Here is a 20,202-nt window from a genome sequence, read left to right as displayed (position 1 = left end):
CGCTGATTTATTATTTATGGAAACTCGGAAAATTAACCTGATATTAAATAGTTATTACCGGTTTATAGTCTTCCCTAAAATCAGGTATATTACACCAAAAACCGGGTTTTTTTAATTAACACAATTCCCGTTGAGATTAGCGAACATCCACAGAAACTAATGTATCTAGGGGTAATTCCCCACCAATAGCCAGTATCCGATAAACTCCATTTTCGGGAAGGCGGGTAGAAATGTTTTGGGTTCCTGTCTCTAAAATCTTGCCATGAGGACTGGCGATCGCTAATTCGACTCCAAACCCTGTCACTTTCATCATTTGACCCTGGCGACAACGAATAGTTAGGGGTTGAATGCTGTGAGCCGATAATGTGAACCCCACAGACCCATTATATTCCCCTGAACGAATTACAATAGGGCGATCTGGTAAAGAACGATACTGAGATAGTTTGTGGTTTATAGGGTCTGGTTGGGGTTCTGTTTGGGGTTCTGGTGATGGTCGTTCAATTTGAACCTCAATAGCACAATTGGTAGAGTCAATGCGTGGATAAATCATAACCCGATATATTCCAGTTTCCGGCATATTTCCCTGCCAACGACCGGAAGACACAAAGGCTAATTCGCGACCGGAAGGGCTATAAAGTTCAGCTTGCAGAGTTCCAGCCCAAACAATTAAGTTGACTTTTTCTCCTTTGTTAGCTGAGAAAATATATAAGGTGGGTTGTCCGATATTTTTGCGAATTTGACCGGATTCGGGTAAAGATAAAATTGGATATTGCATGGTAATTCACCTAATTAAATTTGGTTAAATTCGGAGATACTCTCGAGATGGTTGACCTGTTTAGATAGACGATCTAATAATTCTGCTAAAAATTGTTTTTCAGATGGGGGTATAACTTGAGGGTTATCTTTACAGGTGCGATCGCTTAGTTTATGATTGGTTAACATAGATATAATCCCTGGTGCTAAAGTGATTAGTCAGATACTAATGTCTGCGCTTGTCTATGTTTTTACTGTAGGATTGAAACTCTCAAATGTGGCGACAGCAGGTGATACTATCACGACTTACACATGGCTACCAGTTCCCCTGTGTATCCATAACCGCCCTTTACCTAGAGGTCTGGGGGGAAATTGACCCCAGGTTATGGACAGTTGCGTAAATGTCATGCGATCGCAGTAGTCAGCCCTAATCAACCATGATATAAATGATATTAGCATCGAGTAAGGAGTGGATAACTTTGCCACCAGATGAGATGAACTCTTACTCTCAAATTCCTACACAGTCAGATTTACAGGAATCTGAACACCTAAACAGCAAAGATTGTTTTTGTTCTGTAAGTGACGATCGTGCGGTCCAAAATCGCATTAAGCAGTGTTTAGGCATTGCTAAACGTAACAGCTTACCCGTATCCTTGGCACTAATGGGGATGGAAGGGTTAGATTTGTGTCTGCAACAACAGGGATATCATAAAACTGATCAGGTGTTAATGGAATTGATCCAAGAAATTCAGGATCACCTGCGCGAATGCGACTGGGTAGCCTACTGGGGTAATAATCAGTTTGTGATGGTCATTTTCTCCGACCCACAAGGTGCAAAAATTGCTCTCAAACGTATTTGGCAAGCCTTTAAAAGCCGCGACATTCACTTAGATGATGCAGTAATTACCTGTTCTGCTAGAATAGGTTTTACTCAAGTGCATCCTAATGAACACATGAATGCCTGTTTAGAACGGATGGAAGATGCCTTAAAGAAGGCAAAAACAAAAAATAAAGCCTTGGCTTTTTTGTCTTAAATATTTGCCAACTTAGAGACTATTACTACTGACTAAAATGTGATGATTAATGGCATTTACCACAAGCTACCACCACCGCCTTGATGAGACCGATAAATCTGATAATAATACCGATAACTATAAACATGAATCGCTACTCTTTCCTGTAGGATTTGTTGTAGCAAGTTAAGCCGTTTGGTATCAAAATCTGGGGATGGAGAAATCTGCTGTTGTTGTTGGAGAATAGCAAGCTGTTGGTTAAGTTGATTAAGGCGATCGCTTCCTGTAGCTTTAATTAATCTTCCAAAGGGAACATAACCTAAACTTTGATAGATAGGTTTCATGGGAGAATCATCATCATAAAGTAGCATATCCCCCGGAGTTTCAATGCGGATAATATTAGGAATCAAATCGGGATATTGACTAATAAAACTAGCTTGTGCTACAGGTCCGGATCCAAAAACTATAACTTTTAAATTTTCAGGATTAATCCCCGCATCAACTAACATCCCCGCATACAGAATAGCCGACCCACCTAAACTGTGTCCGGTGACGACAATTTCCACATGAGTTTTCGGGTCATTTTGAAGCTCTCGAATCGAGTTAATCATATCTTGGGAAATTTGATGATTAAACACAGAACCGGAATAATCACGGAACCCTTTATGAATTAACGCACCAGCATCATGATAAAGATGTTCCGGTAAAGCGGAGAGAGCAACAGCGATATCGTTGGGGTCTTCTAAGCTAGGATAAAGACCTTTAAAGCCAATTACAAATGATACTTTTTCTATACCACCAGCTATAATTTCTCCCCGGCTTAAAAAAACAGCATAGCCACCTAGAACCTGGTCTTTTTCGAGTATAAAAAAATCCGATAAGTTTAATCTGGTATTGACTACTTTTATAGCATCAGATTCAGTTTGATATAGTGTGGCAATATTGGCGATCGCCTGCTGCATTTCGGTGGGATTTCCATTTTTCTCAGCATCAAATAACTCGTAGATTAACTGGGTGGTGAGGTGAGAGGCTTTCCCAATCATTGCACATTCTCTATTTCCCGACCTACATAGGGATTCAAACTCTGGAGAAGTTATCAGGGGTAAATTGGCTGAAGATGGTTGATTAATTCCGGGGGCTATAACTAAAGTTGCCACCATTGTTGAATACAGAAATAGCTGTTTTTTGATCATGATAATTTACCCCACAAAAACTGGGTAGTTAATGACTGCTAAGACTACCAAATCATCCCGCCGCCACCTGTGTTTTGTAACTCATAATTCAAATCAGGTAGCTCCATTCCTTTAATCCCTCGACGTTGCAAAGCCGTGGGGGAAATGGTGGGGATATGTTCCTGCAAAAATTGTAACTGAGTGGCATCTAAACTATCAGCCAAAAACTGATTAATCGCCTGTTGATTTAATATACCATTGGCAAATAACATAGATATCTGTTCTCCCGTAGGTGCATTAATAAAAATTTCCTGTGATCCTGAATTAGGAGCGCTATGATAGCCAATGGTTTGGTCAATGATTCTAAAGACTTCGGTAGTACAATTTCTATTCAGGGTATTATACATTTGAGTTAACCCAGCTTGCTGGCTTTTGGTTATAGCGTTTAAAAGTAACTGATTTTTTTGGGCTGGGGTTAAATTTAATTGAATTTGTTGAACTTGATGACCATCTTCAATAATCATCCGTTGAACTCTCGACTCCAAGGAAACCAAACGATAGGCGATCGCAAAATTATCAAAGAAACCCGCCACCAAATCGAAGTTACCCCCCACCACGGCGACAGCTTCCACTGAAAAAATCAGGTCTTGTAGCTTCACGGGGGACTGATGAGAACCGGGAATTTGGGGAATTAACAGAACCTCGGAACCGGGAGAAAAACGAAATCTTAGTTGGGTATGGGCGGCGGGAATAGGAGATGGGAAATTTTCCAGTTGATAGATAACTTCTGCTACGGAGTTGGGGAGAATTTGAGCGACCCAAAACTGATTTTGGTGACTGACATTAGCTACAGCGATCGCCTGGGGTTCGATACCATATTCAGCCGCCTCAGCAGCAGATAAACGTCGTAGCGATCGCTGATGACAGGAGTTGATACACTTACCCTGGTGAATTCCCTGCGGCATTTTAGCTTGAGGATCAAAGCGATCGTTCACATCACACCGACAATTAGCATCAGGAAGAGTCGGTCTAGCGTCCACAACCCTACTAGACAACCCAGGGGTCAACAGGATAATTGCAGAAGTGAGAGTAAGCAACTTCATCCTGAAAATCTGCCTATTTTTCAAATATGCAGCCCTCCTAACGAATCGGACATCATTAGACCTATCATAGCAAAAATCCATCATGGCAACTATGACCATAAAAATCACCCCATCAGGTGAATTCATTGTCACTGTAACTAGATATCCTGTAAATAGAAACCCTCCGATCAACTTAAATTTATGCTTAACAAATCTTCACAGTCGGCTGATCAAGTAGCAATTTTATTTTTGATAGGTTATCTAGTTTTGTCTCTGGGTATAACTTTGGGCTTTCATATTACTGTGAATTATACTCAATCTGTCACTAATTCCATGACTGAATCTGATTTTAGTTTAATCCCATAAATCACTGTAAATCGCTGTAAATCCCATAAATCGCTGTAAATCCTGGAAATTATAACCCTTGACAATAACTCAACAAAATGCTAATGCAATGAGAAATTGCCCCCAAATGAGCAATCTCAAACCCATGGGTATTTTGAGTAGGAAAACTTAAACAAGCCGCCCTAGAAATATGCCCAAACTTCATAGCAATAGAAGCATCACTACCAAACCCCCGAATAATTGCCGATTGAATCGATACATTTACTCGCTGAGATGCTTTCCTTAATTCAGCATTTAAGCCCTCATCATAAATGCCATAACCATCTTGAGATAATAACACTGGTTTCTCACCAGATTCTATAGGATATTCTGGCGCTAGGGGACAAATTTCTAAAGCAATTAAAGCATCAAGACGGGTGCGATTCGTAAAATATAATGCACCGATCGCCCCTACTTCTTCCTTAGCCGATGCCACCAAATAGACCGTTACCGGAGGATTTTTAATCTGTTTAGCCAACTCCAATAAAATCGCGACAGAGGCTTTATTATCGAGGGTATAACTAGCGATATAGTCCCCCATACGAAAAGGTTTTTTCCGATGTTTTCCGACTACTACACGAGTCCCCGGACGCACCCCGGCTGCTTCTAAATCCTCTGGCGATCGCAGAGTTTCTACCCAAACATCCTCCCAAGTTAATACCTTATCAGTCTGCCAAGACTTTTGGGGGGACTCATGGGAAATATGGCGGGAACCAAAGCTAAGAATTCCTGAAATTGTCTGATGATCTCCTCGTAGGTCTACCACTCCCTCACCATAAACCCAAGGAAAAGATCCCCCTAATTTCCGAATCATGACCCGTCCGTTAGGCTCAATATTATTAACAATAGCGCCTATTTCGTCTTTATGTCCGGTAATAGCGATCGCCACATCAGGATTTTGACCAGGTATTTCAGCGATCACGTTTTCCGCCTGGTCTTTCCACACCTTCACCCCCAAATCCGAAAAGCGATCGAGGAGAAAGCTATCTATTTCCGACTCATCGCCACTAGGAGAGTGACACATCACTAACTGTTCAATAGTGGCAAATAGTTGGTCAAATTCCAATTAATCCCCCCTATATCTTAATTGTTGATTATTTACTGTCTTTCTTGGGTTTAAAAGCCGGCCCCCAAATTCCCCACAAAATTAACACAATTAAAACTATAAATGCCCGTTCCGAATTAACATCGATCATTGATTGCATATCCATTATAGGAGGCGGTTCTATAATCGGTGGATTCAGATCGGGATTTCTATAAAAATCCTGGTAGTTAATCACAGGTCGCAGAGTATAAGGATACTCATTAGCCGGTCGATGGCGGCGAGGTTGATGGTATTGTACCGGGTGAGGATCATGGTGTGGGTGGGGGTCATGGCGTCTAGTTGGCTGATGATGTCTAGGTTGTGGATGAGGTCTATGGTCTGCAAATGTATTGCACTCATCAATATAATGATGATGAGCAGAAGCCGACCCCACCCACATAATACTCCCGACCATCGCCAAACCAGTTATGGTCAACAATTGCCACTTTTGCATGAAATTTCTCCTCACCACCGTTGGACAATTTGACTATTTATCAATAGCAAATGGCAGTCAGTATATCACACATAGCAACCCTGGAAGCAGCTACAGCACCGGACCCGATAACTCAAAATTCCACGGCTTCCTCAACCTTCTGATTTGGGAAAGTCGGTAATTGAATAGCAGACCAAGACTGCAACTTCCGGCGATGTTGGGGATAGACTAAAGGTGCTGGCCAATTATCCCCTTTTTGTCGAGACCCCACCCCGGCTAGTTTAGGATTAGCCACTGATTCCTCTACTGGCTCCGGTGCGGCATATTCCAAACGGATACGCTGTAGTTCCTCTTCTACCAATCGAGGTTTCGGCCACTCATCCAGGACAGGTTCACCCGCCGGAACAATGGAATCAATAGATATCTCAAAGGGCGGTGGGGGTGCGATCGCCTCCGAATCAGAAACAGCCGACTTGGGCGATTCTCCCTGAGATCCTAAACCCTCCTTAGTGGATAGTAAAGGTGGCATAACTGGGGTGGGGTTATAATCACCTTCTGCGGGTGCTGTTAATTCGTCTAACCCCTCTTCTGACTGCTCTACTGACTGCTCTACTGATGAATCTTGCAATTGAGCAGACCAAGGCTGAACAGGTGAAGCCTTAGATAAATTCATCTGGCCATGAATCACAAAGGATGGCGATAATAACTCATTATCCGCGCCATCCATCTCTAGGGAGGGGGAGTCAACCATTAATTCAGGATTTGGACTCATACCAGATTCGCGGACTTCTAAGGAACGCTCCAAAGCCGCCTTAAACTGAAGAGTGTAGCGTTGTTGGCGTTGTAAACGCGATCGCAACTCACGGCAGGTATTTTGAGCCTGGACTAACTCATGGGACTGTTCATTGTAACTTTGACGAGTCATGGCACATTCTCTTTCCATCTTAGCCATGCGAGTTTGACTCGTATCCCACTGTTGAGTCAGGTTTTCGACCAAAACCTGCTGTTGTCGAATCACCCGGTTAGCAACATCTAGCTTTTGGAAAAGACGATTCACCTGTGCGCGGGTAAAATCGAGTTCCTGCAATTGTTGATGATAATTAGTTTTCTGTTCTCTTAACTGTTGATGACAATCTTCGAGTTGTTCGGACAGTTCAGCAATGCGATCGATTAAATCCCGGTTACAAGCGTGAAGTGCTTTAATCAGAGGAGTTTCGCGACTACCCTCAACCTCATTCATCGGCCCAGTAGCCACCTGGGGCGGTAATCCTTCCGTCCTAACAGAGGCATTTTCTGGAGATTGTTTAACCAGCGGAATTTGATCAATGGCGATCGCATCAGGAAAATTAACCGTTTCCCAATCATCATCCCCTGTGTGGGAAATGTGGGTCAGCGGCTGCGCCACACCAGCTTCATACTCTGGGATGGCTGCTTCATCGGGGGACTGATTCAGGGGGAGATCGGCTTCAGACATGGACATATCCCAGACAGTTCAATAATCTCAGCATTAGTCTATCTTGACAATTGACAGACTTGGAGCTTGAAACATAGCCAAATATATTCTGAATATGGTTTCCTATTTTATACACTACTGTTGATTTATGCTTTCCGATTTAACTGCAAATCCCAACATTTGGCTTCATATCTCACTGGTGGGTCTATGGTTAGCCTTAGTCCTGATTATTGCTGAAGGACTCAACCGCCTATTTTCCGTAGACCCCGAAATATCCCGAAAGGTCGTGCATATTGGCACCGGAAACGTGATTTTATTAGCTTGGTGGCTGCACATCCCCGCCTCCATCGGTATAGCAGCCGGGGGATTATCGGCGGCGATCGCCTTAATTTCCCTAAAAGTCCCCATTCTCCCCAGTGTTAATAGTGTCGGCCGCCAAAGTTTAGGGACATTTTTCTACGCCATCAGCATTGGTATTCTGATCGCCTGTTTTTGGCCGCGCCAAGAACCCCACTACGCCGCCCTAGGAATTTTAGTCATGACCTGGGGAGATGGTCTCGCCGCCACCATCGGCCAGAAATTTGGTTCCCATAAATATCAGGTCTGGGGAAGTCAAAAAAGTTGGGAAGGTTCCCTCACCATGACTTTAACCAGTTTTGTAGTATCTGCCTTAATTTTACTCCCAGTCTATGGTAACACCTGGCAAATTTGGAGTATCTCCCTAGCCGTAGCCATAGCTGCCACCCTCTTAGAAATGGTATCTAAATTGGGTATTGATAATTTAACCGTTCCCCTCGGTAGTGCGGCGATCGCCTTCTTTCTCCATCAACTTTCTTAATCCTACCCAACACCAAAAGCCTCCAACCAAACCATAGCCAGCCCCAGAGCTAGTATAGACACCGCCGGACATGGCATTGCATCTCGCATCCGTTAGCCCAGGTGAAAATACTAGCACTAACTGCTATAGGTTCTGATTGGAGGACAATCCCATGCTCGAACTTTAAACCAACCCGCTAAGACCTTCTGTATCACGCCCACTCTACCCCTTACCGTTTACTTCAGGACTGGGGAAGGCTTTTTACAGGGAGTTCCTTCAAAGGGGCTAGGACCTACTTCTGGATAAGCATCGTCACTGGGGCTAAAAATCCTAATGACTGCTTCGGTCAGGTAAGCCATCATATTCGATAGTTTAGACATCATATTCATGATAAAACCTCACTTTTTTGTTGCCCTATATGTTTACTATATTACATGGAATTTCAGGATTTGCACACTATTTGCAATATTTATTTGCAATCAACGGATAATTAACCATAATCCCCAAATCATGTTATAATGTATAAGTTGTGCAGTTTTTTTGGGTTTCATCTACCTGACTCAAATCTAGCGATCGCCTTCTCTAAGCAACTCCCTAAAATCCGTACAATTACTCAAACAATATCCCCTCAAAGTTGAGTGAATAACAATCACAGTTTTTTTAAGTTTTGATAATTTTTGTAAAAAACAGTTAATCAAAGGGGAGACCAGCCAAAAATAGGCGGGCGATTTAGCCCGCCCGAAGGCTTTAGAGTTTGACTTGGCTACCGTGTGCGCGAGGATCGGTGTTAGCATCCCCAGAGGGAGTAACAGGGGCTTTAAAAGTGGAAACCTGACCCATAGTTTCGACAGTTGGCATCAAGTTACCAGCGATCAAAGCATCTAAACGAGACCCTAGGTTAGGTCGGGGAATTTCTCCGATCGCCTCCCCCATAACCTCAGCTTGATCATTGAGAAAGACAAAATGGGGAATCCCATCAACTCGATACTTGAGAATTTCTGGCAGCCATTTAGTATTATCAACATTAAGCATCACAAAATTAATGCGATCGCCATAACTGTCGCGCAGATCTGCCATATCTTCAGCCATAGCCTGACAGGTTGTACACCAATTAGCATAAAACTCCATCAAAGTGGGTTTACCATTACTCAAAGCCACCTCAAGAGGGGTTGATTCCGTCGCCAGTTCCGTTAAAGATATAGATGTAGCATTAGTTCGGAAACCCCAAAACACCAAGACACTGAGAACAATTGCCACTATAGCAATCAGAAAGTTTCTCAAACGAGTGGTGAATGAAGAAGTAGTTAAACTAGAATCAGATGGATTTGTACTCATTTAATGCAGCTAGTCACAGAGATAATCGATTAGGGTACAGTGTAGCGAATTCGACGAGTGCGGGGAAAATAGAAAGCGATCGCCCCACCAAACCAGCCACCATTGGCGATCGCATGGTATGATGGAACTGCTGTATACTGGCGGGCAGCATGAAAAAACGAGTCACTTTGACTTTTCCCAAACGTTCAGTGCAGATGCCAATTACCTACCGACTGGCCAAAGATTTTAATGTAGCTGCTAATATTATTAGAGCGCAAGTGGCCCCTAATCAGGTAGGAAAACTGGTAGTAGAGTTATCCGGAGATATAGACCAACTCGAGGCGGCGATCGATTGGATGCAATCTCAAAACGTCACAGTTTCCCTGGCCAGTCGAGAAATTATCATTGATGAACAAAGCTGCGTAGACTGTGGACTATGTACAGGTGTATGTCCCACAGAAGCACTCACTCTCAATCCCGAAACCTTTTATCTAACATTTACGCGATCGCGTTGTATTGTCTGTGAACAGTGTATTCCCACCTGTCCCCTACAAGCAATTTCCACCAATTTATAATAGATATCCTACCCATGACATCCCATCAAATAGCCCCTATGCTTTGGGTTTCAATTTTCTTGTTGATGCTCACCTATATGGTGTTTGGGTGGGGTTTATTTAACCTAAAAATAGAGTGGCACTTGTGGGTAATTATTAAATTAATCATCATCTTAATCGCCCTATTTTTCACAGTTCCATTAGAGAATTTAAGCCGTCCTCTCAATCGCTGGTTTCAGTCTAATCTTGGCGCTTTTTTATCTGTAGTGTTTGGTGCTTTCTTATTGGTAGTCCTAGCCACCCATATGGAAGTTTTTACCACCATTCTGATGGCTTTATCCGCCACTATCCTCACCCGTATGGAACTACAAACCCACAGCACCAAAAACTGGCAGGCATTTTTAGTCCTGTGTCTCGTGTCAATGCTGGGGCTAGTAGTCGGTTGGCAACTTCATCACCTAGCCAGTATAATTTAGCCGTAGTTAGCCAGAAGTTCCGGTTGTAATACTTGGTTTAATTTACCACTACGATATCCCTCTAGGTCTAAGGTAACATACAGAAAACCCAATGCCTGAAAAGTTTGCACCAAAACTGGCAAATCATTTTTAATGATAAAGTCCTTAATTTGTGCTGGTGGCAGTTCAATCCTAGCTGTGTCTCCCTCAGAGCGCACCCGCAGATTTTGCCAACCCAGGCGGCGCAAATAAACCTCAGCACGTCCGACCCTCTGCAATTTAGCGATAGTGATTTCTTCTCCATAGGGAAAACGGGAACTTAAACAAGGTTGAGAAGGCTTATCCCAGCAACTTAACCCCAGGTATTTAGAGATTTCCCGCACCTCAGCTTTAGTAACTCCCACCTCCGCTAAAGGCGATCGCACCCCCCTTTCCTTAGCTGCTTTCACCCCCGGACGATAGTCCCGCAAATCATCAGCATTCACACCATCAACGATATATAAATAACCCCGTTGTCTAGCCAAGGGTTTAAGCTGGTCATGCAGTTCACTTTTGCAGAAATAACAACGGTTAACCGGGTTATCGGTGTAATTAGGATTAGCCATTTCCTGAGTGTAGATTTCCTCATGAGATATGCCAATCATCGCCGCCTGAATGCGAGCATCTTCCAAATCTTCTGGTAACAGGGAAGGGGAAACAGCCGTGACAGCCAAAGCGCGATCGCCCAAAATATCATAGGCAATTTTCGCCACCAAGGTACTATCTATCCCTCCCGAATAGGCAATTAAAGCCTGCTCCATTCCAGTAAATAGGGATTGAAGTTGTTGTAATTTCTCGCTCACCATAGTTTTTTGTATTATTTACCCCTAATTACAGGTTATCATCTTCAACGGTCTAGGCATACCTGGTCTTTGCTAGCTGCCATACTAAGAGCGATCGCACAGACAAAAATTGAGCCGGGAGGTTTCGCATCTGGAAAACGCCGGCTCATATTCTTAATTCGCAATTGCTAAGATCAAACTCTCATTATCGGTTATATCAGTGAATATCCTAGCCCACCCACTCTAAAACCGCTTCCTCGCGGGTATTAGTGTGACGTTCAGGAGTTTCACGATTAAACTTCATGTGAATCGAACGGGTTTGCTCACCATCAGCAGCAACCGCCATAATCGGATAGTCAAATTGACCATCAGGGAAATACATTTGGAATCGGAAAGTACCATCAGGATTGAGTTTAATCGGTCGTCCGCCAATACTAACCTTAGCATCAGGCTCAGTAGCACCATAAATGATTAACTCAGCATCAGCCACCAACCAGAATTTACGGGGACGAATGGGAGGCATTGATGCAGCCATCCCAATACCAGACATCCCAATACCGGACATCGAGTAGCCTAGGGCGGCACCGGACATGGTAAAACCAATACCAGACATCCGTTCCGCCATACCGACACCGGACATTCCCACCCCGGACATGGAGTAACCTAGGGCGGAACCCGATTCGGTGATTGAAGCACCGGACATGGAGTAACCCATACCGACACCGGACATTCCCACACCGGACATGGAGTAACCTAGGGCGGAACCCGATTCGGTGATTGAAGCACCGGACATGGAGTAACCCATACCGACACCGGACATTCCCACACCGGACATAGAGTAACCTAGGGCGGAACCTGATTCGGTCATTCCCACGCCGGACATGGAGTAACCCATACCGACACCGGACATTCCCACCCCGGACATGGAGTAACCTAGGGCGGAACCCGATTCAGTGATTGAAGCACCGGACATGGAGTAACCCATACCGACACCGGACATTCCCACCCCGGACATGGAGTAACCTAGGGCGGAACCGGATTCGGTGATTGAAGCACCGGACATGGAGTAACCCATACCGACACCGGACATTCCCACACCGGACATAGAATAGCCTAGGGCGGAACCGGATTCGGTCATTCCCACGCCGGACATGGAGTAACCCATACCGACACCGGACATTCCCACCCCGGACATGGAGTAACCTAGGGCGGAACCGGATTCGGTGATTGAAGCACCGGACATGGAGTAACCCATACCGACACCGGACATTCCCACACCGGACATAGAATAGCCTAGGGCGGAACCGGATTCGGTCATTCCCACGCCGGACATGGAGTAACCCATACCGACACCGGACATTCCCACACCGGATTCTGTTAGGCCTAAGCCGACACCGGACATTCCCACACCGGACATGGAGTAACCTAAACCGACACCGGATTCTGTTACGCCTAAGCCGACACCGGACATTCCCACACCGGACATGGAGTAACCTAAACCGACACCGGATTCTGTTACGCCTAAGCCGACACCGGACATTCCCACACCGGAGATGGAGTAACCTAAACCGACACCGGATTCTGTTACGCCTAAGCCGACACCGGACATTCCCACACCGGAGATGGAGTAACCTAAACCGACACCGGACATTCCCACACCGGAGATGGAGTAACCTAAACCGACACCGGATTCAGTTATCCCTAAGCCGACACCGGACATTCCGACACCGGAGATGGAGTAACCTAAACCGACACCGGACATTCCCACACCGGAGATGGAGTAACCTAAGCCGACACCGGATTCAGTTATCCCTAAGCCGACACCGGACATTCCGACACCGGAGATGGAGTAACCTAAGCCGACACCGGACATACCGACACCGGACATAGAATAGCCTAGGGCGGAACCGGATTCAGTCATTCCCACACCGGACATGGAGTAACCTAGGGCGGAACCGGATTGAGTTACGCCTAAGCCGACACCGGACATTCCGACACACATGGAGTAACCTAGGGCGGAACCGGATTGAGTTACGCCTAAGCCGACACCGGACATTCCGACACCGGACATAGTTTCACCGACACCTGATGCCCACTTACCGACACCAGAGGGGAAAATATAGGAACTGATGCCATGTTGGAAACTGGAAACATGGTGCATGGAACCAAATAGGGAACCAGCGATGCGTTGAGCTTCTGCTTCTTTGGCTAGATTGAAGAGGTCGTCGTAAATGCGATCGCCATAAGATAAGCCAGGGGGTGATAGTTGGGCAAAAGTTTGACCTTTGAGTTCATCACCCCAAGATACTGTAATGAATTGGTCATCAATCCACTCAGAGGGATAAATGGGGGGAATCCGAACCGCCTGGGAACGGGCCATAGCTAACCAGCGACCATCAGCGCAACGGTAGCCAATTTCGATCACATAATCGCGATCGCTTACAGGAATTGGTAAATACCATTCCCGCGCCATTTCATCGCAAGGGTATTCCTGAACGCTGTGGGGACTCTGATTGCTGAGATTTATACCTGTTACGTCATAAATCCGTAAAGCCAGTTGTTGCCCACCTAATCGCCGGAATTGTTCTTTTTGTTGACTGGAGATATCCCAGTAAGCATAAGCCCATTCCGGGTCTCTTGCCATCATAACTACGCGACTTTCACTATATCCGCTGCCAAGTTCCACTAGATTTTCATCAACTGAGGACAGGAAATCATCTGTTTGTTCTTCCTGGCCTAATGTAAACTTTGCTACTTCCACTTCTGCTTTTGCCTCCAAAGTACGGGATTGACTAGGGGATGAAAATCTTTGACGTTCAATATCTTGAATGGCAGCTAAAAGCTGGGCTTTACGCATTCGGCTATAGCGAGAAATACTGTACTCGCTGGCGACTTTGCGTAATTGTCGCAATGTCATTTCTTCCAAGGGGGGTCTTTCTTTGGCCATAGGTTGGTGATCTCCATGTGTTCAGACAGCAGGCTGTTGGCTCTGTAGATTTTCTTTGGGATCGTGGGGATCGCTCTCGTTAATCAACATATTGCAGAAAATATCCAGAGGGGTCAAGGGGTAATCCCAAAAATTATAAGTAAATATACTGTTTTATAAGGTTTTTGGGATCATTGTGTCATAGTTTCATGATATATCATGGAATTGGGGATCGTCTGCATCCCCAAAAAAATCCCCGGCGTGGGCCTGGGGTTGTAGGTAGATTCGTGAAGTACCCCACCCTGCCGCCCTAGAGGATGGGGCTTCCTGATTCAACGGGAACTGCATCTAACAAAACCGATGTTTTGCCAGGTTGTCTTACACTCCCTCCCCAGGCAGTATCGCTGGTTCCCAACGACAATACTTGTACTGAGCATAGTCGAAGTATCCGCAAGGCTTCATTTCTGATGTTTTGTGCCGCGTTGACATCTCGATCATGGCAAGTCCCACAATGTTGACATTGCCATTGACGAATATCTAACGACAAACTATCTACTCGGTTGAGGCAAACGTGACAGGTTTTAGAGGATGCAAAGAAACGGTCAACCTCAATATAGGTTTTTCCTTCCCACTCCGCTTTATATTTAAGCATTGTGGTAAACATTCCCCAGCCTACATCACTAATCGCCTTGGCTAGTTTGGGGTTTCTTACCATCCCTTTTACATTCAGATTCTCTACAGCAATAACTTGGTTTTCGTTGACTATCTGGCGGGATAGTTTGTGTAGAAAGTCCTCACGGCAACGGGCAATCTTGCCATGAACCTTAGCTACTTTTTGTTTGGCTTTAGTTCTATTCTGACTACCCTTTTGCTTCCGGGATAGTTTTTGTTGTTGGCGTTTAAGGTTACGGTGATGTTTGTCGCCATGACGGGGATTATCATACTTTGACCCATCACTGGTAATGGCGAAATGAGTCAATCCAACGTCAATGCCAACCGCTTTACCTTCGGTAGACTGACTCGGAGTTTCTTTCCCATCATCCACCAATACCTAAGCATAGTATTGTCCATCAGAATTTTGGGAGACCGTCACAGTTTTGATTGTCCCTTCAAATTCTCGATGACGATGGCAGTAGACTAGCCCAATCTTCCCAGGTAGTTTGATATAGTCTCCCTCAAACTTAACGTTGGCGGGATAACTTAATGACTGCCGACCATGCTTTGACTTGAAACGGGGCAATTGCGCCCGCTTCTCAAAGAAGTTTTTGTAGGCAGTGGAAAGATTGAGAGCAACAACTTGCAAAGACTGGGAATAGGCATCCGTTAGCCAAGGGTATTCCTTTTTTAACCCTGGCAACAGACCCTGGATATATCCACGAGATAATCCTTTGCCTGTCTTGAGATATGTTTCTTGGCATAGGTTGAGTGCCAAATTCCAATACCAACGACAGCATCCAAACGCCTTGGCGAGAGACGCTTTTTGGTCGTCGGTTGGGTAGATGCGATACTTGTACGCCTTATACATTATCGTTATTTGCTGTTGCCGATAACATTGTAGCTGCTCATCCGAGGATTCGCGATCGCTCAGTTTGTTTATTGGTTGCTATTCATCCCCTCCCTGCAAGCGAGGAAGGGGAATTCCGCCACATTTTGTTAAAAATTGTCAAAATTGGAGTGCGGGTCTGGGTGTGGCCAAAGCTAACGAATTATATCCCAATCCCGTATCCGCCAAGGACCCTGATCTCGGACGAGTTGATATCGAACTTGTAGGGTGCTATCCTCAGACCTCTCCATTTGATTACCTTGATAGAATTGGGTAACTTCCCGCACCTGAGCATCAACAGTACCTTGATTGGGATTATTCTCATTGACATCAACACTCTGGACCCTAACTTCATGCTGAAAACGCCTGTGGGAATTTTCCTGCCTTAATGACTCGGAAAGCCCCATCCACCGAGCCAGGGAAGGCTCAACCAAAATTTCCCTTAATCCTTGAGTTTGATGTTCAGGACCTAGAGCGGCAGATTTAGCAGTCAACCACTGATTAACTACCTGTTGGGCTACAGTGGGGTCCAGGTCAGCCGCTAGGGGGTTGTCTGGTTCGGGTTCAGGAATAGCGATCGGAGAATTATCAAGGCGGATTTCTGGCCCATCGGCTGTCAATCTCGGTCCACCCATTCCCTCTAGGGCATTACCAATCCAACCAAAAATGGCACTCAAAATCATCCATAATAACCAAATCCCAAACAATCCCACTAAGGCTACCAAGATTAATCTTTTAACCTTGTAGTTGGATTCATGGGTTCCCTTTCCTCTAGTTCGTCTGGGAGAGTTAGGTTGAGGGCTACCCTGACCCAGTGGTGGCAGATTAGCCGTAGGAGTACCGTTTAATCCGGCAGCGCTAGAAGATGCCACCGGAGAGGGTTGATGAGATTTAGATGAACTCCCTCTGGCTGGTTTTTGGAGGTAGGTAGATTCATTAGTCGATTGATTGAATCTACCTGGGGGGGTGGTTTTGGGAACCTGTGCGGAGGGAGAATTAGCACCACTATGGGATGACTGAGAGCCTGTAGGCATTCCCACAGAACCGGTAGGCGAATGCCCATTGCTTAGACCATCAGGACTAGAGGAGTAAGGTGCTGATTGAGCGGGATTTGCAGATGTTGAAACTGCGGGGGTCGATCCCGATTGTGCGTAAGTCAATTCATGATCTGACCTACTGCTGCGGCGAGGTTGTACTACGACCCACTCATTGGATGTGGCACGCGCCTCGGCGGGAAGTGCCTCTAAATAAGATTGAACCTGCTTATTAGCAAAATATTCTTTGAGAGAAACTGACTGATTTTGCAAATCTCGGAAATGGGGAAAAACCTCTTCGGCTAACCAGTGTTCTGCATACAGACATAACCCGGGTAACAGGTCTGGGGAATCGACAGAATTTTCGCGAATAAAGGCGATCGCTTCTTGTTCTTGGCTCAAATCCAGGGCACGACTAGCTTCTTCAGTCTGTCCTAGTAACAGACAACAAACCGCCTTTTCCAAATGCACATCCTGACGGCGACCCAACTGCATTAACATTAACTTAGCTTTGCGAATCAGAGCCGGTTGGGCGCGTGCAAATCCCTGAGCCAATAAAGCATAAACGGCTAGGTATGTGCTAACGGCGGAGGGACGATGAGCCTCCATCTCAAATAGGGTCTGTTGTTCAGTGGTAGTCAAAGAACTACGCAATTGCTGGATAAAGCGTAGAAAATCCTCCACATTCAGACCAGAGCGATCGTCACCATGACCATCAATACCGCCTCTTTCATGGAGCATTTCCCGCAACAACTGCAATCCCCGGCGACGTTCATCAGTTTTCACCTCTGGCAGTTGTAGCAGTTCGATGATCCGATAGGGGCGCAGTTTATAAAGATCTGCCTGCATTTCTCCCCGTAGACTGGCAAACAGGCTTTCGCGTAACAGCAGATCTTGACCCGATTCTAGGGAAATAGCAGCGTTTTCATATTGCCGAGACTGCCACTGTTCCCGACCCAGTTCTAAATATGCTAGGGCTACCGTCAGAACCATATCCGGCACAACTAGATCGGGGTCTCCAAACCGACCATCTTTCAGACCAATAGTGCTGGTTCCTACCCAGGGGCGAGTCATGGCTACAACTTGTTCATATTCCCCTAACTCTTGCAAGATCAGCAAAGCCCCCACCAACTGGCGATCGTCTATCTCTATACTGGCTCGGTGAGAATCTGTGTCCTTTTCCCCTCCTACCCCCGACAGTGATGGGTTTGAGGGGATATCGTAGGTTTTGGCTAGAAACCCCATGTCATAGGCCCCGCGTTGGTCTGGGTCTGACAGGACTGCGTAGGCTTCATCAATTAACTGCTTTCTAGCATCGATCGCCAGATCAGAATACTCCCGCCTGGGAAGTTGCTGAATGCGATCGCCTCTAGCCTGCTTTAACTGGTCGGCAGTCGCTTGGATTGGTAAGCCTAAAATTCGGTAGTAATCGAGTGGAATACGCATTCTGGTTCATCCCCAAGGGCGAGCGACTGATTTAGGGCAGGTTTGACATCCCTCCAGACCATCCCATCCCACTGTCCGGGAGCTAGGGAAGGAGCTAGGGGAGGGCGGCGGAAGAGGGAGTAGGGGAAAAAATTATCAGTTTACTATTGCTATTTATCGATTCCTTCTGCCCCTACCAATTACCATATACCGGGCGTGAACCCACCCCTACTTTCCCCGCGAATAAACCAACGGGGATTTTTAATTATATCCTACACAATGTGCTGCATTCTACCCCAAATTATAGGTTGGTCGCTGTAATTTTTCCCGTCCTTGTGCCCCTACCCTGAAAAAACTTGGGTTTTGCCCCTATTCCTATAGAATATTCTCTCGTGAGGGCGATCGCGCAAGTGCATTCATCTGTCACTACTATATAGCCCAGTGAACCTCCCCCCACAAGGGCAGGTTGATGTAGCGCTTAGGCAGCGGGAGCTATGTGCATTTATCTGTCACTACTATATAGCCCAGTGAACCCGCCCCTACAAATTATCATATACTCCGGTGAACCCGCACCTACTTATAATTAATTGGCAACACGCAGCAGTAAACAGTTTCACAAGGTAACGCAATGGTTAAGGAACGCACAGTACCTAGTTTTCAAGTCGATTCTGTAGTCATCACCCGAGAGGAAGGGTTGATGCTTTATGAGGATATGGTGCTAGGGCGCTTATTTGAGGACAAGTGCGCCGAAATGTACTACCGGGGCAAAATGTTCGGGTTTGTTCATCTTTACAATGGACAGGAGGCAGTCTCTACCGGGGTAATTCGATCTATGCGCCGCGACGAGGATTTTGTCTGTAGTACCTATCGCGACCATGTACACGCCCTCAGTGCTGGAGTTACCGCACGAGAGGTGATGGCTGAATTGTTTGGTAAAGCTACAGGTTGCTCTAAGGGTCGTGGCGGTTCGATGCATATGTTCTCGTCTAAACATAATTTGCTCGGCGGCTTTGCTTTTGTGGCGGAAGGCATCCCTGTGGCTACGGGGGCGGCTTTTCAGAGTAAGTATCGCCGGGAAGTAATGGGAGATGAAAGTTCTGATACGGTCACGGCTTGCTTTTTTGGAGATGGAGCCTGCAACAATGGCCAGTTCTATGAGTGTTTGAATATGGCGACTCTCTGGAAGTTACCTATTTTGTTTGTGGTGGAAAATAATAAGTGGGCTATTGGTATGGCTCATGAACGGGCGACTTCTGACCCGGAAATTTATAAGAAAGGTCCCGCTTTTGGAATGCCTGGTTATGAAGTCGATGGTATGGATGTTTTGGCGGTTCGAGAGGTGGCTCAAAAGGCGATCGCTAGAGCCCGTGCTGGAGAAGGTCCAACCCTCATTGAAGCCTTAACTTATCGTTTCCGGGGTCACTCTTTGGCTGACCCTGATGAATTGCGCGATCGCGATGAAAAAGAGTTTTGGTTTGCTCGTGACCCTATTAATAAGTTTTTCGCCTATTTGACTGAACATAATCTCGCTGATAGTGACGAGTTGAAGGCGATCGACAAAAAGGTTCAGGATGTCATTAATGACGCGGTTGAGTTTGCTCAGACTAGCCCTGAACCTGACCCTAGCGAGTTATATCGCTATGTTTATGCTGACGACTAAGGGGTCGGTTGATACGCCGCCAACAGGCGGGTTGATACGCCAACAATAGGGCCAGGGCGGGGGCGGGGGCGGGGGCGGGTTTATGTAACTGGTCTGTTACCACAGAAGACCCCGGTGAAACCGCCCCTACAGGGTGCTGGGGCGGGTTTATGTAACTGGTCTGTTACTACAGAAGACCCCGGTGAAACCTCCCCTACAGGGGGCGGGGGCGGGTTTATGTAACTGGTCTGTTACTACAGAAGACCCCGGTGAAACCTCCCCTACAGGGGGCGGGGGCGG

At 45.9% G+C, this 20,202-nt stretch carries 18 protein-coding genes and 1 pseudogene; 5 read left to right on the top strand and 14 right to left on the bottom strand.

The window, feature by feature from the left end:
• Nucleotides 1-136: 136 nt before the first annotated feature.
• Nucleotides 137-775, bottom strand: coding sequence for a hypothetical protein (locus tag N39L_RS23390; protein WP_006618044.1), 639 nt, complete (start codon nucleotides 773-775; stop codon nucleotides 137-139).
• A gap of 14 nt (nucleotides 776-789) precedes the next feature.
• Nucleotides 790-942 carry a hypothetical protein gene (locus N39L_RS23385; protein WP_014276542.1) on the bottom strand — a complete coding sequence of 51 codons (153 nt, stop codon included), beginning with the start codon at nucleotides 940-942 and terminating at the stop codon, nucleotides 790-792.
• A gap of 257 nt (nucleotides 943-1,199) precedes the next feature.
• On the opposite strand from N39L_RS23385, the gene N39L_RS23380 reads away from it, so the two are divergent.
• Nucleotides 1,200-1,787: a GGDEF domain-containing protein gene (locus tag N39L_RS23380; RefSeq protein WP_014276541.1), complete on the top strand. Its 588-nt coding sequence runs from the start codon at nucleotides 1,200-1,202 to the stop codon at nucleotides 1,785-1,787.
• A 56-nt stretch (nucleotides 1,788-1,843) separates the two neighbouring features.
• Here the strand turns inward: N39L_RS23380 and N39L_RS23375 are convergent, their stop codons facing one another.
• From N39L_RS23375 to N39L_RS23355, 5 genes are all read right to left on the bottom strand, one after another.
• Nucleotides 1,844-2,959 carry a lipase family protein gene (locus N39L_RS23375; RefSeq protein WP_006618046.1) on the bottom strand — a complete coding sequence of 372 codons (1,116 nt, stop codon included), beginning with the start codon at nucleotides 2,957-2,959 and terminating at the stop codon, nucleotides 1,844-1,846.
• A 44-nt stretch (nucleotides 2,960-3,003) separates the two neighbouring features.
• Nucleotides 3,004-4,167, bottom strand: coding sequence for a lipoprotein N-acyltransferase Lnb domain-containing protein (locus N39L_RS23370; RefSeq protein ID WP_231851989.1), 1,164 nt, complete (start codon nucleotides 4,165-4,167; stop codon nucleotides 3,004-3,006).
• A 268-nt stretch (nucleotides 4,168-4,435) separates the two neighbouring features.
• On the bottom strand, nucleotides 4,436-5,470 hold the full coding sequence (locus N39L_RS23365) for a M42 family metallopeptidase (protein WP_006618048.1): 1,035 nt from the start codon (nucleotides 5,468-5,470) through the stop codon (nucleotides 4,436-4,438).
• Nucleotides 5,471-5,498: 28 nt separating this feature from the next.
• Entirely contained in the window at nucleotides 5,499-5,942 is a 444-nt protein-coding gene (locus N39L_RS23360; protein WP_006618049.1) for a hypothetical protein, read from the bottom strand.
• A 112-nt stretch (nucleotides 5,943-6,054) separates the two neighbouring features.
• Nucleotides 6,055-7,395, bottom strand: a complete 1,341-nt coding sequence (locus tag N39L_RS23355) for a hypothetical protein (protein ID WP_006618050.1) — start codon at nucleotides 7,393-7,395, stop codon at nucleotides 6,055-6,057.
• 127 nt (nucleotides 7,396-7,522) lie between these two features.
• Between N39L_RS23355 and N39L_RS23350 the strand changes: the two genes are divergently transcribed.
• Entirely contained in the window at nucleotides 7,523-8,212 is a 690-nt protein-coding gene (locus N39L_RS23350; protein WP_006618051.1) for a diacylglycerol/polyprenol kinase family protein, read from the top strand.
• Between the two features lie 215 nt (nucleotides 8,213-8,427).
• Here the strand turns inward: N39L_RS23350 and N39L_RS23345 are convergent, their stop codons facing one another.
• The 3 genes from N39L_RS23345 to N39L_RS23335 form a co-directional block, all read right to left on the bottom strand.
• A complete protein-coding gene (locus N39L_RS23345) occupies nucleotides 8,428-8,580 on the bottom strand; it encodes a hypothetical protein (RefSeq protein ID WP_006618052.1) in 153 nt (50 codons plus the stop codon).
• A gap of 358 nt (nucleotides 8,581-8,938) precedes the next feature.
• A complete protein-coding gene (locus N39L_RS23340) occupies nucleotides 8,939-9,526 on the bottom strand; it encodes a thioredoxin family protein (RefSeq protein ID WP_014276537.1) in 588 nt (195 codons plus the stop codon).
• A gap of 13 nt (nucleotides 9,527-9,539) precedes the next feature.
• Nucleotides 9,540-9,677 (bottom strand): hypothetical protein, encoded by a 138-nt coding sequence (locus N39L_RS23335; protein ID WP_158307567.1) that lies wholly within the window; start codon nucleotides 9,675-9,677, stop codon nucleotides 9,540-9,542.
• On the opposite strand from N39L_RS23335, the gene N39L_RS23330 reads away from it, so the two are divergent.
• Together N39L_RS23330 and N39L_RS23325 are read left to right on the top strand one after the other, a co-directional pair.
• Nucleotides 9,676-10,080 (top strand): NIL domain-containing protein, encoded by a 405-nt coding sequence (locus N39L_RS23330; protein ID WP_006618054.1) that lies wholly within the window; start codon nucleotides 9,676-9,678, stop codon nucleotides 10,078-10,080. The two genes, N39L_RS23335 and N39L_RS23330, sit on opposite strands and share 2 nt — an antisense overlap.
• Before the next feature lie 14 nt (nucleotides 10,081-10,094).
• A complete protein-coding gene (locus tag N39L_RS23325; protein ID WP_014276536.1) occupies nucleotides 10,095-10,535 on the top strand; it encodes a hypothetical protein in 441 nt (146 codons plus the stop codon).
• Here N39L_RS23325 and larE read toward each other — a convergent pair.
• From larE to N39L_RS23305, 4 genes and pseudogenes are all read right to left on the bottom strand, one after another.
• On the bottom strand, nucleotides 10,532-11,359 hold the full coding sequence (larE, locus tag N39L_RS23320) for an ATP-dependent sacrificial sulfur transferase LarE (RefSeq protein ID WP_006618056.1): 828 nt from the start codon (nucleotides 11,357-11,359) through the stop codon (nucleotides 10,532-10,534). The genes N39L_RS23325 and larE overlap by 4 nt on opposite strands.
• A gap of 205 nt (nucleotides 11,360-11,564) precedes the next feature.
• Nucleotides 11,565-14,282, bottom strand: a complete 2,718-nt coding sequence (locus N39L_RS23315; RefSeq protein ID WP_014276535.1) for a DUF4912 domain-containing protein — start codon at nucleotides 14,280-14,282, stop codon at nucleotides 11,565-11,567.
• A gap of 289 nt (nucleotides 14,283-14,571) precedes the next feature.
• Nucleotides 14,572-15,786: pseudogene (locus N39L_RS23310) on the bottom strand (RNA-guided endonuclease InsQ/TnpB family protein).
• A 173-nt stretch (nucleotides 15,787-15,959) separates the two neighbouring features.
• Nucleotides 15,960-18,284, bottom strand: coding sequence for an IMS domain-containing protein (locus N39L_RS23305; RefSeq protein WP_006616379.1), 2,325 nt, complete (start codon nucleotides 18,282-18,284; stop codon nucleotides 15,960-15,962).
• 607 nt (nucleotides 18,285-18,891) lie between these two features.
• Between N39L_RS23305 and pdhA the strand changes: the two genes are divergently transcribed.
• A complete protein-coding gene (gene pdhA / locus N39L_RS23300) occupies nucleotides 18,892-19,923 on the top strand; it encodes a pyruvate dehydrogenase (acetyl-transferring) E1 component subunit alpha (RefSeq protein WP_014276531.1) in 1,032 nt (343 codons plus the stop codon).
• Nucleotides 19,924-20,202: the final 279 nt, after the last annotated feature.

Origin of the sequence: Limnospira platensis NIES-39 (assembly GCF_026000695.1) — a bacterium.
Taxonomy (GTDB): Bacteria; Cyanobacteriota; Cyanobacteriia; order Cyanobacteriales; family Microcoleaceae; genus Limnospira; species Limnospira platensis.
Note: the sequence above shows the minus strand (reverse complement) of the source record. Positions and strands in the feature narration are given on the sequence as shown.

Bases quoted from the DNA above. Each gene is read 5' to 3' on its own strand.
- N39L_RS23390 (WP_006618044.1), bottom strand. From the start codon at position 775: ATGCAATATCCAATTTTATCTTTACCCGAATCCGGTCAAATTCGCAAA.
- N39L_RS23385 (WP_014276542.1), bottom strand. From the start codon at position 942: ATGTTAACCAATCATAAACTAAGCGATCGCACCTGTAAAGATAACCCT.
- N39L_RS23380 (WP_014276541.1), top strand. From the start codon at position 1,200: ATGATATTAGCATCGAGTAAGGAGTGGATAACTTTGCCACCAGATGAG.
- N39L_RS23375 (WP_006618046.1), bottom strand. From the start codon at position 2,959: ATGATCAAAAAACAGCTATTTCTGTATTCAACAATGGTGGCAACTTTA.
- N39L_RS23370 (WP_231851989.1), bottom strand. From the start codon at position 4,167: ATGAATTCACCTGATGGGGTGATTTTTATGGTCATAGTTGCCATGATG.
- N39L_RS23360 (WP_006618049.1), bottom strand. From the start codon at position 5,942: ATGCAAAAGTGGCAATTGTTGACCATAACTGGTTTGGCGATGGTCGGG.
- N39L_RS23355 (WP_006618050.1), bottom strand. From the start codon at position 7,395: ATGTCTGAAGCCGATCTCCCCCTGAATCAGTCCCCCGATGAAGCAGCC.
- N39L_RS23350 (WP_006618051.1), top strand. From the start codon at position 7,523: ATGCTTTCCGATTTAACTGCAAATCCCAACATTTGGCTTCATATCTCA.
- N39L_RS23345 (WP_006618052.1), bottom strand. From the start codon at position 8,580: ATGAATATGATGTCTAAACTATCGAATATGATGGCTTACCTGACCGAA.
- N39L_RS23340 (WP_014276537.1), bottom strand. From the start codon at position 9,526: ATGAGTACAAATCCATCTGATTCTAGTTTAACTACTTCTTCATTCACC.
- N39L_RS23330 (WP_006618054.1), top strand. From the start codon at position 9,676: ATGAAAAAACGAGTCACTTTGACTTTTCCCAAACGTTCAGTGCAGATG.
- N39L_RS23335 (WP_158307567.1), bottom strand. From the start codon at position 9,677: ATGCTGCCCGCCAGTATACAGCAGTTCCATCATACCATGCGATCGCCA.
- N39L_RS23325 (WP_014276536.1), top strand. From the start codon at position 10,095: ATGACATCCCATCAAATAGCCCCTATGCTTTGGGTTTCAATTTTCTTG.
- larE (WP_006618056.1), bottom strand. From the start codon at position 11,359: ATGGTGAGCGAGAAATTACAACAACTTCAATCCCTATTTACTGGAATG.
- N39L_RS23315 (WP_014276535.1), bottom strand. From the start codon at position 14,282: ATGGCCAAAGAAAGACCCCCCTTGGAAGAAATGACATTGCGACAATTA.
- N39L_RS23305 (WP_006616379.1), bottom strand. From the start codon at position 18,284: ATGCGTATTCCACTCGATTACTACCGAATTTTAGGCTTACCAATCCAA.
- pdhA (WP_014276531.1), top strand. From the start codon at position 18,892: ATGGTTAAGGAACGCACAGTACCTAGTTTTCAAGTCGATTCTGTAGTC.